We start from the raw sequence: 12,265 nt of genomic DNA, 5'->3' as shown, positions 1-12,265 counted from the left end.
CGACCCTGTGCAGGAGTGCGGCGGCGTGGTAAAGTTACTTACTTTTTTTGAAACTCCGCCGATGAAAATCATACTTTTTTCCCGCAGCGGCCCCGCCCGCAGCGCCGAAGAACTCCGCCAGCTGTTCGACACCCTCCGGGCCTCCGGATTGGGGTTCCTGGTCAACGAAGAGTTCGCCGAAGCGGTCCGCGCAACAATCGGGCTGGAAATCCCTGCCGACTGCATCTACGGCAAGCGCATCGGCCCGCAGCCCGAAGGCACGATCATGGTGTGCTACGGCGGCGACGGCACCTTGCTCGAAGGGGTGCACCGGCTGGGCGGCGCACCCATACCTGTGCTGGGCATCAACGCCGGGCACTTGGGATTCCTCACCGGAGCCCCGAACGAGGGGTTGGAACAGATTTTCGGCCAGATAGCCCGCGGCGAGCTGTCGGTCCAGCCGCGGTCGATGCTCGAAGTGCAGGGCGGCTTCGCCGGAAACCCCGACAGCCGGCTGGCCCTCAACGAAATGACCGTCCGCCGCCACGGAGCCGACATGCTTTCGATAGAGACCTACGTCGACGGTCAGATGGTCGCCACCTACCACGGCGACGGGGTCATCGTCTCCACCCCCACGGGCTCGACGGCCTATTCTCTCAGCGCGGGCGGCCCGGTCGTGGCGCCCTCCTGCGCCTGCCTGATTATCTCGCCGCTGGCGCCTCACAACCTGACCATGCGCCCGGTGGTCATCCCCGACACGGCCCGCATCGACCTGCGCGTACACGAACGCCGCTCCGATTCGTTCGTCACCCTCGACAACCGCATCTACCCCGTCGGCCCCGAAGCGACCTTCACCGTGCGGCGGGCCGAACAAAAGATTTTTCTGGCCATGCCGTACAATATCTCTTTCTACGACACGTTACGCAATAAGATGATGTGGGGCGTGGACTTACGAGAAGTGAAAAGTGAAAAGTGAAAAGTGAAAGGCGGAAATTGATTATCCGGGGGCCGGCCTCTCGGGAGCAGCTTACATCTTCCGCACGGCCATGGACCGCCATCTTTTCGGCAGACCACAGGCCGCACGAATCGTGAAAGCATTCGGGGCCCGTACTCCAAAATCGACAGAAGCCGGAAACGATTTTTAATTTTTCATTTTTAATTCTTAATTACACCACCTTGGAATAACCCGGTAAAATCCCTATATTTGTGCCCTATTATGAGCGACGAGAAACGCATACCGCAGCACGTGGCCATCATCATGGACGGCAACGGACGCTGGGCCGAACAGCGCGGACTGGAGCGATACGAAGGCCACGCGGCCGGCATCGAACCCATCCGGGCCTCGTCGCGCGCCGCCATCCGCCACGGGGTCGCCTTTCTGACGCTCTACGCCTTTTCCACCGAGAACTGGGGCCGTCCTGCGCAGGAGGTCGACGCGCTGATGGAGCTGTTCTGCCAGAGCGTCATCCATGAAACGCCCGACATGCAGCGGCAGGGCATCCGCCTGCGGACCATCGGCGACCGGAGCCGTTTTTCCGAAAAGGTGCAGGCCCACCTCGCGCAGGCCGAGGAGCTCACGGCTGGGGGCGACAAACTCACCCTCACGCTGGCGCTCAACTACTCCTCGCGCGACGAAATCACCCGGGCCGTCCGCAAGCTCGCAGCCCGCGCAGCCGCCGGGCAGCTCGCCCCGGAAGCCATCGACGAAGCGACCATCGGCCGCACGCTCGACACGGCCGCCGACCCGGACCCCGACCTGGTAATCCGCACCAGCGGCGAACGCCGGCTCAGCAATTTCCTGCTCTGGCAGGCTTCCTACGCCGAACTCTGGTTCCCGGAGGTGCTGTGGCCCGATTTCACCGAGGAGGAGTTCGACCGGGCGATGGAGGAATACGCCCGGCGCGAACGGCGGTTCGGGCTGGTCAAGTAAATGAAGTTGAAGATTAGATTGGAACAGATGAATCATTTCGGCAAGGTATTCGCGGCAACGGCGCTGCTGACGCTCCTTTGTGCGAATACGTCCGCTCAGGAGCCCGCTCCCGCCCAGCCCGCAGCGCAGGAAAAGAGCGTTTCTTTCCCCGAAGACGCACCGATGCTGCGCTCCGACGAAGCCCCCCGGCTCTACCGCATCCGCAGCGTCGACATCCACGGCGTACAATACCTCAACCCCGAAATCATCAAGTCCTCGGCTGGGCTCATCGCGGGCGATTCGATTTACCTGCCCAGCGACTTCATTTCCAACGCCATTTCGCGGCTGTGGAGCCAGCGGGCCTTTTCGGACGTGAAGATAGGCGCCGAAATCGAGGGCGGCGACCTCGACCTGCAGGTGTTCCTCAAGGAGCGGCCCCGCGTGCTCAACTGGGATTTCGAGGGGGTCACCAAAGGCAAGAAAAAAGACCTGCTCGAAAAACTCAAGCTCCGCCGCGGCGGCGAGCTGTCGGACTACGTCATCGACAAGAACATCAAGCTCATCAAGGCTTATTGGGCCGACAAGGGTTTCCGCAACGCCGAGGTCGGTGTGCGCGTCGAGAACGATTCGCTGCGGCCCCAGGCGGTCAAGGTGACCTTTCTGATCGACAAGAAGGACAAGGTCAAAATCGGCAAAATCAACTTCATCGGCAACGACCAGTTCCCCGACAAGCGCCTGCGCCGCACGTTCAAGAAGACCCATCAGAAGTCCATCAACTTCCTGCGCAACACCAAGCTCAACGAAAACGATTTCGAGGAGGACAAGGAGCTGCTCATCGACTTCTACAACGCCCGCGGCTACCGCAACGCCACCATCGTGCGCGATTCGGTCTACCCCATCGACAGCAAGCGGCTGGGCATCGACATCGAACTCTCGGAGGGCAACAAATACTATATCCGCAACGTCTCGTGGGTCGGCAATTCGGTTTACGAAACCGACGAATTGCAGCGCATGTTCGGCGTCAAGCAGGGCGACACCTATGACAAGAAGACCATGCACAAACGGCTCGGCATCCAGAAGGAGGTCGACCTCGAAGCCATGTCCGTCTCGTCGCTCTATCAGAACAACGGTTATCTGATGTCGCAAATCGAGCCCGCCGAGACCATCGTGGGCCCCGATTCCATCGACATCGAAGTCAAGGTCTTCGAGGGCAAGCAGTTCACCATCAACAACGTCGGCATCACGGGCAACCAGCGCGTCGACGACGAGGTCATCCGCCGCGAGCTCGCCACCTACCCCGGCGAACTCTACAACCGCTCGCTGCTGATGCGCACCCTGCGCCTGCTGGGTTCGATGGGCCACTTCAACGCCGAGAACATCGCCCCCGACATCCGGCCCGTCTCGAACGAGCTGGTCGACATCAACTGGGCGCTCGAAGAACAGGCTTCCGACCAGTTCAACGTCGCCGGCGGATGGGGTTCGGGCACGTTCGTCGGCTCCATCGGCATCACGCTCAACAACCTTTCCATCCGCAATTTCTTCAAGAAAGGCGCCTGGCGTCCCTACCCGATGGGGCAGAACCAGCGGCTTCAGCTTTCGGCCCAGACCAACGGTACTTATTACAAGGCCGTCGCTTTCAGCTTCACCGACCCGTGGCTGGGCGGCAAAAAGCCCAATTCGTTCACCCTCTCGGCCCACTACTCCGACCAGAACGACGCCTATTTCATCACCCAGAAGCCCACCCGCTTCTTCCGCACCTACGGTGCCGCGGCCGGTCTGGGCAAGCGTCTGACCTGGCCCGACCCCTACTTCACGTTCTACGCCGAAGCCAACTACGAACGCTATTCGCTCAAGAACTGGAAGACGTTCGTGATGGACAACGGTTCGTCCAACCTGCTGTCGCTCAAGCTGGTATTCGCCCGCAACTCGGTCGATCAGCCCATTTACCCGCGCCGCGGTTCGGAATTCAGCGCCTCGGTCCAGGCAACCCTGCCCTACTCGCTGTGGAACGGCAAGGACTACAGCAATCCCAACATGAGCCAGCAGGAACGCTACCGCTGGATCGAATTCCACAAATGGCAGTTCAAGGCGCAGTGGTTCCAGTCGCTCACGCGCAACGAAAACTTGGTGCTGATGCTCAAGGCCGAAATGGGCTACTTAGGCAGCTACAACAAACACAAGGTTTCGCCGTTCGAGCGCTTCGAGGTCGGCGGCGACGGCATGACGGGCTACAACATCTACGGTATCGACATCATTTCGATGCGCGGTTACGAAGACGGCGCACTCGACCCCTCGGACAACTATTCGCGCGGCTACAACAAGTACACGGCCGAACTGCGCTACCCCGTCATACTGAAACCCTCGTCGCAAATCTATGTGCTGGGCTTCCTCGAAGGCGGTAACGCGTTCGATTCGTGGCGCGACTTCTCGCCCTTCAAAATCAAGCGTTCGGCGGGCTTCGGCGTGCGTCTCTACCTGCCTGTGGTGGGCATGCTCGGCATCGACTGGGGCTACGGCTTCGATCCCCCGGCAGGCAGCACCAAAAAGAGCGGCAGCCAGTTCCACTTCGTCATGGGACAGCAGTTCTGACGGCGGCGGCCGCACCGTGGCAATAAATTTGAAAGAAAAGAGTTATATTTACGGAGTATTCCGCCTCCCAAGGGCATAACTTCAAAACACCGGATTATGAAACGTCTGATTCTCCTCGCCGCTTTCCTGCTGGCCGCCACCGCGCTGTCGGCCCAAAACTGCATCGTCGTCAACAGCGAAAAGGTCTTCAAGTCGATCGACGCCTACAACGAAGCCATCGCCGAGCTGGACAAGCTCGCCGAACAATACCAGGAGCAGGTCGACGCCCGCTATGCCAAAATCGAAAGCATCTACAACAATTATATGGCGCAGAAGACCTCCCTTTCGGCCAGCGCCCGCCAGTCGCGCGAGAACGCCATTCTGACCCTCGAAAAGGAGGCCGCCGAATACCAGGAAAGCATCTTCGGGCAGGAGGGAACGCTCATGAAGAAGCGCGTCGAACTGATTGCGCCCATTCAGAAACAGGTCTTCGCCGTCATCGCAGCCTATGCCAAGCGCGCAGGCGCCGAGGTGGTGATCGACTCGTCGAACAACCCGACGCTGCTTTACACCGACCCCACGGCGGAACGCACCCAGCAAATCATCGACGCGCTCGCCCAATAAACAAGCCATCAAAACATTAACGCATACACTAACTATGAAAAAGGCTATCAAACTGACCCTTGCGGTTGCCCTCATGCTGAGCGCCACGTCGCTCTTCGCCCAGAAGTTCGGGCGCATCAATTCGCAGGAGATCCTGCTGGCGATGCCCGAAACCAAGGAGATGGAGACCAACCTGCAAGCCTACGCCAAGGACCTCCAAGACAACCTGGAAACCATCGCCGTCGAATTCAACCAGAAACTGGCCGACTTCCAGAAAAACTACGCCACCTATTCCGATTCCGTGCGTCAGCTCAAGGAACGCGAACTGCAAGAGTTGCAGAACCGCCGTCAGGAGTTCGAGCAGGTAGCCCAGCAGGACATTCAGAAAAAACAGCAGGAGCTGCTGACCCCGATTATCGAGAAAGCCAAGGCTGCCATCGACAAGGTTGCCAAGGAAAACGGTTACATGGCCATCTTCGAGACCGGGTCGCTGGCTGCGTTCGACGAAGCCGCCCTCACCGACCTCGCCCCGCAGGTACGGGCCGAACTGGGCATCACCGACGCTCCCGCCGCACAATAGTTTCCGGAGAAACGTTTCTCCGTTTTTCAACGCGCTGTTTCCAGCGCGTTTTTTTGTTGCCGTTCCCCGGAGCAGAAAGCGATGCGAGTATTCGCGTTTTCGATTCCCTCCGCCTTGTTGTTCGATATGACCTATTTTCCGACTTTCCGGGCCGAATAAAGCATAATATTCTTATTTTTGTCGTCTAACTTGGAACCAATGGACAGCAAGCAACAACCGAATACCGCACCGATAGCCAGCTTCTCGCTCGGCGAACTCATCAGCATAGCAGGCGGCAGCCGACCGGCCCCCGACTTCCTCATCGTCCACAGCGATGCCTCGCAGCTGGACGCATTCCGGTTTCCGTGCAGAATCAACGCCTTCTTCATCGGTCTCGGACACGAGGGCGAAACCGAGATTTCGATCAATCTGAACCAATACACGCTGCGCCGGAACACGCTTTTTCTGATAGGGCCGCAGAGCATCATCCGCACCGGACACGGCGGAACGCTCAAAGGCGACGTCATCGTCGTGTCGCCTCAGTTCATGCAGCGGATGAACATCGGGTCCAAGCAAATCATGTCGCTTATTCTTCAGCTCAGCGCCCACCCCTGCATCGAAATTTCCGACGAGGAGAGCCGGCAGCTCCGCGACTTCATCCGCTTGATGGATGCCGAAAGAGGTATTTCCGGGGAGTTCTCCGACCAGCTGCTCGGCAACCTGCTGCTCGCGACGCTCTACAAAATCGGCAACACGCTCCAAAGCTACCTCGAAGCGCATCCTGCCGCACAGGAGCGCAGCAACAGCCGCGCCGACATCTATTTCCGCAAGTTCCTCCAAACGCTCAGCGAACACTACAAGGAAGAACGCAGCGTCGGATTCTACGCCCGCGAACTCTGCGTCACGCCCAAATACCTGACCACGCTCGTCAAGCGCATCAGCAGCAAGTCGGTTTCGGAGTGGATAGAAATCTATGTCATCCTCGAAGCCAAAACGCTGCTCAAATATTCGAGCCTGAGCATCCAGGAAATCGCCTATACGCTCAACTTCCCCAACCAGTCGTTTTTCGGGAGCTACTTCAAGCGCAACACGGGCATGTCGCCCTCGCAATACAAGTCGGCCGACTGCCCTGCGGAAAACGGCGGGGGGGGGTATTCTTTGGATGCTTCTGAGATAGAGTAGATTAGAACGGATAGCCCACGCCGAAGTTGAGCGCCGTATTTTTCCAGCGGAAGTTGTGGATCCACCGCTCGCCCGCAGGCTTGTTGGGATTGTGAAGCTGAATGCCCCAGTCCAGGCGCAGCACGGCGAACTTGATGTCGAGCCGCAAGCCCAGTCCGGTGTTGAATCCCAGCTGCTTGTAGAAATCGTCGAAATGGAAGACCGCCTCGCTGGAATACTCCGACGGATTGGTCCGGACGTACCAGATATTGCCCACGTCGAAGAACGTGGCTCCGTGGACGATGCCCCATATCGGGAAACGGAATTCGAGGTTGGCCTCCAGCTTCATGTCGCCCAACTGCGTCGGGAATTCGTCCGTCCGGGTAATCGGCACCGAACCCGGGCCCAACGTACGCGGGGTCCAGCCGCGCATGCTGTTGCTGCCGCCGGCATAGAACAGACGGTCGAACGGCACGACCTTGGAATTGCCGTAGGCCAGCGCCACACCGCCGTACAGACGCCATGCAAGGGCCGTTTTCTCGCCCATCATGATTTTGCGGCTAAGGCTGAGGTCGGTGCGGAAATACTGCGCATAGCGCAGTTTGAATATCGTGTAGTAGTCCTTGCCGGGCACAGGCTCCGAAAAGAGGTGTTCGAGCCCGTCGATCAGATTGCCCGAAGTCTCCACGTTGAAGCGGATGACCGTAGCGTTGCGCCCCAGGTGCTTGAGCTGGTTGTTGAAACCGTAGCTGAACGCAAGGCCCGCAATGAACTGCGATTCGTAGCTCTTGATAAGGTACTTGTTGGTGGTCCCTTGCAGGAAATCACTGTTCAGATAGCTCACGTCGACCACATTGATGTCGATGGGCCGCAGCGAGAACGACGAATAGCGCGAATTGGTCCACAGATAGGTCCATCCCGCACTCGACAGCGTTCGCCGGTAGTAGGGGCGGTCCTGGAAGTTGATGGAGAGCTCGACCTTGGTTTTGGGCTGGTTGACCGAACGGTAGCGCCGCGTGCGCCACGGCACTAAGAAGCGGGGAAAGGTCAGTCCTACCGTGGCACCGAACTCGGTGGCGCGCTTCTTTTTGGCGTCGCGCGCCTTCATGAATTCGTATCCGCCCGTAAACGACACGTCGAACGATTCGGCGCCGCGGAAGATGTTGCGGTTCTGGTATCCGGCCGTCGCCTTGAGCCCGTAGAAACTCGACGTCGTACTCCCCTCCAGCTCGATTTTGAAACTCTGCTTGAGCATCGGCGTGCAGAGAATGTTGCAGGTCAGATAACCCTCCTGGGTATAGTCGGTGCGGGTCGAATCGGCCGTCGCACCGATATACGAAACGTAATTGGTGACGTCCACCGTCTGCGGCTGCTCGACGAAAGCGATGCGGGCGCTGCGGAAATACCCCATCGCCATGAGGTCGGTATAGGTGCGGTCGACCTGCGCCGAATTGTAGACATAGTTGGGATAGAGCGGCACCGCCTGCCGCAGAATCGAGGGCCGCAGGTTGGGCTTGCCCTCGTAGATGACGTTCAGACCCCGGTAGTAGAGCGTGTCGAGCCGCGAAACGAGGGTCGAATCGCTCCGGATGGCCAGCGGGTCGTAGTCGGGGAAGATGTTGATCCGCTCGATACGGTAGACCATGTTGTTGTCCATGACGGCCTGCCCGCGCTCGTCGTAACCCGTCAAGTGCTGCTTGACCACAATCCGCACCCCCACGCGGTGGTCGGCCGAGAGGGTGTCGGCCACGAACTCGATGTTGTTGACCGAAAAATTGTAGTAGCCCCGCTCCTTCAGATAGGCCGTGATGCGCTCGCGCTCGCTGTCGAGCATCGTGATGTCGAAAATCCGCCCCGGTCGCACCAGCGTATTGGCCGTGTCGGGGGCCAGAATCTGTTCGAGGAACTTGTCGCGGAACTCATAAGAAACCGTGTCGATCAGATAGGGCGCCCCCTGCCGCACGCGGTAGGTCACCTTGGCCCGCCTGCGGCGCGAAATGGTGTCGACCTCGAACGACGCCCGCGACGAGAAGAACCCCTTGGTATCCATGTAGACCTTCAGATTCTCGGCGCTCTTCTGCGTCAGGTTCATGTCGAGCAGCACCGGCTCCTCGCCGATTCGGCGCTTCCACTCGTTCCATTTGTTGGTCTTCGCGGGGTCGGCCTGCTCGTAGAGCCACACGTAGAAATTGGTCCCCAAAAACCGTTTGTTGGGGGTCTGCCGCACGTACTTTTCCAGGTCGGCCGTCGGAATCCGCTGCTTGCGGGGCGCCGAACGGTCGTCCTCGACGGTCACTTTCTGCAGGAAATATTCCCCCTCGGGGATATGGCGCGTGACGCTGCATGCCGAGCAAACGATGCCCAGCACCACAGCTGCCCCTATGCGACGCGCCTTGTGCACCCTCGTTAATTGTTGAAGAATCCTTGTTCCTTGAGCAAAGCGAAATAAGCCTGCGAAACGGCGAGGTTGTCGCGGCGGACATAACGGCGCTCGGTGAATATCTTGGCCAGGTTTTCCAGCCCGTTCTCCTCGATAAGCCGCTTCGTCTCCTCCGACTCCTCGCGCTCGGCCCACAACTCGTCGATTTCGGCCGCCGTGTAGTCGGTATACTTCTCGTAGTGGACCACCGCATCGAGCGGCAGACGGTCGGTCAGCCCGGGCGTTTCGTCGGGATACCCCACCACCACGGTGGTCAGCGGAATGACCCCCTTGGGCAGCTCCAGAATCCGGGCGATGTCGGCCGCCGTATAGAGGGTCGTACCGAGGTAGCAAATGCCCAAGCCGTGGATTTCGGCCTGCACGCACAAATTCTGCGCCGCCAGCAGCGCATCGGTCGCCGCATTGAGGAACCACTCGAAATTGTCGTAGGCCGGGTCGGCACCGCGCTGCTCGCACCACTGCGTGAAACGGTGCACGTCGGCGCAGACCGTGACCACGCACGGGGCCTGGGTCACCATCGGCTGGTTGAAATGGCACGGCGCCAGCCGTTCGCGCATGGCCTTGTCGCGCGTGACGACCAACGAATAAAGCTGCATGTTGCCGCAGGTCGAAGCCCGCGTAGCGGCTTCCAGACACTCGCGCAGCACCTCGTCGGGGATGGGTGCCGGGCGGAACTTGCGTATCGAGCGATGCTTGAAAAGCATGTTTTTCATGACGGACGGTTTGTTCGGGTTCTGCAAAAACGATACAAAGAACGGCCCGGAACGGCCGGGCGCATATCTTTTGCAAATTTAGCAAAACTTTCAGAAGTTTTATTATTTTTGTAACAAGATAACTGCCACGGACAAGACAGCAAAACCATGCGTTCGGCTTTCTGGAAATACGAGGGAGCGGGCAACGACTTCATCCTCGTCGACAACCGCCGGGGCGGCTTCACGGCCGACCCGCAGCGAATCGCCCGGCTGTGCGACCGCCATTTCGGCATCGGCGCCGACGGGCTGATGACCCTTTCGGCGAGCCCCGGCCACGACTGCTCGATGCGCTACTACAACGCCGACGGCTCGCCCGGCGAAATGTGCGGCAACGGAGCCCGCTGTTTCGCCCTTTTTGCCGAACACCTGGGCATCGGCGGCCGCGAAAAGAGGTTCGACGCCACCGACGGCCTGCACCGGGCGACGATTCTTGCGGCCGACGCTTTCGCCGGCGAAGTCGAAGTCGGCATGACCGACGTCGAACGAATCGTCAGCGGCGACGGCTGGTGGTTCCTCAATACGGGCGTTCCCCACTATGTGGAATTCGTGGACGACCCGGCCGCGGTCGACGTCGTAGCACGCGGCTCCCGCATCCGCCGCGACACCGCCCGGTTTCCGCAGGGTACCAACGTCAATTTCGCAGCCATCGTCGGCGACGGCCATCTGCGGATGCGCACCTACGAACGGGGCGTCGAAAACGAAACGCTCGCTTGCGGCACGGGCGCCACAGCCGCCGCCATCGTCGCCAACTTCACCCGCCAACCTGCCACCGACCGGTTCCGCATCGACGTACCCGGCGGCCAGCTGCGCGTGACCTTTACCCGCCGCGCCGACCAACACTACACGGACATCCGCCTCACGGGGCCAGCACGCCGCGTCTTCGAGGGAGTGTTCGACACAGACAATCACTAAGTCACCCCACCCATGAAAACACCCAAGGAGGTTCGCCACCGCGACACGGACGAACTTCGCAAGGCCAAGCGCCTTGAACCGATGCACAAAAGCGGCAAGGAACGCCATGCGCTCTACAGCCGCATGGACGACGAAACCGACGACGAACTGCCGCGCCCCAAACGCGAATCGGCGCTCGACTATCTGGACGACAACGAATAGGCCCATGACCGAAAAATTCATCATGGCAGGCCCGACGGCCCTGCATGTCTGCGATTCCGAACAAGGCGAACGGTGCGTCGTGCTGCTGCACGGCTATCTCGAATCGCTCCTGGTATGGGAAGAATTCGTACCGCTGCTCTACAAACGCGTGCGCGTGGTCACGCTCGACCTGCCGGGCCACGGCATTTCCGAAGTGAAAGGCGAAGTCCACACTATGGAATTTTTGGCCGACACGGTAGCCGACGGACTGCGGGCGCTCGGAATCGAACGGTGTACGCTGGTCGGCCATTCGATGGGCGGCTACGTAGCGCTGGCCTTTCTGGAACGCCATCCCGAAATGCTCGACGGCCTTGTGCTGCTGAGCTCCCCCCCCAATGCCGACACGCCCGAAAAAGCCGAAAACCGCCGCCGGGAAATCGCCCTCGTGCGGGCCGGAAAGAAAGATGCGCTGGCGCGCGTGGCGCCCGCCGCCGGCTTCGCCCCCGAAAACCGCCGGCGGATGCAAGACGAGATAGAAGATTTGACCGAGCAGGTTTTCATCACCGAGGACGAGGGAATCATCGCCCTGCTGAACGGCATGATTGCCCGCAAGGACCGCAACGAACTGTTGCGCGAATCGTCCGTACCGCAACTATTCATCCTCGGCAGCCACGACGGGTATATTCCGGCCGAAGCCGCCGAAGCAATGATAGCCGCCCACCCGCAGGCGCAGGTCGTCCGGCTCGAAAACTCGGGACACATGGGGTTCCTCGAAGAACCCGAAGCGACCGCACAGGCATTGCTGCAATTCATCTTCGGCAGCCCGACCGAGTGAGCAGCCGCAACCGAAACCCGGGCTTGAGAGACCATCCCCTTTCCGGGTGGCTTCGCCCCGATTTAACCGCACTTTAATCACAACGGTCGCTTATTGCACGCGCGAACACACGCCGCGCTCGGAGACAAGAAAAGCGCATGAATTTCTTGATTTCCGGCATCCCTATCGGCTTTCCATTCTACACGAAAGACTTTTTGTGTTATAAATATAACGCAAAAAGATTTTTTGATTATTCTTTTGGTCTGAAATTTGCGGGGAGGGGATTTTTTGTATCTTTGCACTGCCGGGCTGAAGCTGGATAGCCCGGTGCTGGGATGTTGACGCAACTCCACACCCTTCGGGGCACCGTCCGGAAATATTCGGACGG

The 12,265-nt window shown here is 59.6% G+C and carries 11 protein-coding genes; 9 read left to right on the top strand and 2 right to left on the bottom strand.

Features of this window, described 5'->3' with window-relative positions; genetic code table 11:
* The first annotated feature begins 61 nt into the window (after positions 1-61).
* The 6 genes from NFR47_RS05130 to NFR47_RS05105 all read left to right on the top strand — a co-directional run bounded on the left by NFR47_RS05130 (position 62) and on the right by NFR47_RS05105 (position 6,800).
* On the top strand, positions 62-955 hold the full coding sequence (locus NFR47_RS05130) for an NAD(+)/NADH kinase (RefSeq protein WP_251214509.1): 894 nt from the start codon (positions 62-64) through the stop codon (positions 953-955).
* 240 nt (positions 956-1,195) lie between these two features.
* Positions 1,196-1,909 carry a polyprenyl diphosphate synthase gene (gene uppS, locus NFR47_RS05125; protein WP_251214508.1) on the top strand — a complete coding sequence of 238 codons (714 nt, stop codon included), beginning with the start codon at positions 1,196-1,198 and terminating at the stop codon, positions 1,907-1,909.
* 27 nt (positions 1,910-1,936) lie between these two features.
* Positions 1,937-4,477 (top strand): outer membrane protein assembly factor BamA, encoded by a 2,541-nt coding sequence (gene bamA, locus NFR47_RS05120; protein ID WP_251214507.1) that lies wholly within the window; start codon positions 1,937-1,939, stop codon positions 4,475-4,477.
* Positions 4,478-4,573: 96 nt separating this feature from the next.
* On the top strand, positions 4,574-5,080 hold the full coding sequence (locus NFR47_RS05115; protein WP_251214506.1) for an OmpH/Skp family outer membrane protein: 507 nt from the start codon (positions 4,574-4,576) through the stop codon (positions 5,078-5,080).
* Between the two features lie 34 nt (positions 5,081-5,114).
* Positions 5,115-5,639, top strand: coding sequence for an OmpH/Skp family outer membrane protein (locus NFR47_RS05110; RefSeq protein WP_251214505.1), 525 nt, complete (start codon positions 5,115-5,117; stop codon positions 5,637-5,639).
* Between the two features lie 198 nt (positions 5,640-5,837).
* Complete coding sequence (locus NFR47_RS05105; RefSeq protein WP_251214504.1) at positions 5,838-6,800, top strand: AraC family transcriptional regulator; 963 nt, start codon at positions 5,838-5,840, stop codon at positions 6,798-6,800.
* Between the two features lies 1 nt (position 6,801).
* On the opposite strand, the gene tamL is transcribed toward NFR47_RS05105, so the two are convergent.
* Together tamL and NFR47_RS05095 are read right to left on the bottom strand one after the other, a co-directional pair.
* On the bottom strand, positions 6,802-9,180 hold the full coding sequence (tamL, locus tag NFR47_RS05100) for a translocation and assembly module lipoprotein TamL (protein WP_251214503.1): 2,379 nt from the start codon (positions 9,178-9,180) through the stop codon (positions 6,802-6,804).
* A gap of 5 nt (positions 9,181-9,185) precedes the next feature.
* Positions 9,186-9,932, bottom strand: coding sequence for a nitroreductase family protein (locus NFR47_RS05095; protein WP_251214502.1), 747 nt, complete (start codon positions 9,930-9,932; stop codon positions 9,186-9,188).
* 147 nt (positions 9,933-10,079) lie between these two features.
* On the opposite strand from NFR47_RS05095, the gene dapF reads away from it, so the two are divergent.
* The 3 genes from dapF to NFR47_RS05080 are packed head-to-tail and all read left to right on the top strand — an operon-like array spanning position 10,080 to position 11,898.
* The gene (gene dapF, locus NFR47_RS05090; protein ID WP_251214501.1) at positions 10,080-10,883 is read left to right on the top strand and encodes a diaminopimelate epimerase; all 804 of its coding nucleotides are present in this window, start codon (positions 10,080-10,082) and stop codon (positions 10,881-10,883) included.
* 12 nt (positions 10,884-10,895) lie between these two features.
* Positions 10,896-11,084: a hypothetical protein gene (locus tag NFR47_RS05085; protein WP_251214500.1), complete on the top strand. Its 189-nt coding sequence runs from the start codon at positions 10,896-10,898 to the stop codon at positions 11,082-11,084.
* 4 nt (positions 11,085-11,088) lie between these two features.
* Entirely contained in the window at positions 11,089-11,898 is an 810-nt protein-coding gene (locus tag NFR47_RS05080) for an alpha/beta fold hydrolase (protein ID WP_251214499.1), read from the top strand.
* The last annotated feature ends 367 nt before the right edge of the window (positions 11,899-12,265 follow it).

The organism is Alistipes muris (assembly GCF_943193205.1).
Taxonomy (GTDB): Bacteria; Bacteroidota; Bacteroidia; order Bacteroidales; family Rikenellaceae; genus Alistipes; species Alistipes muris.
This window is presented reverse-complemented; position numbering and strand designations above follow the sequence as displayed.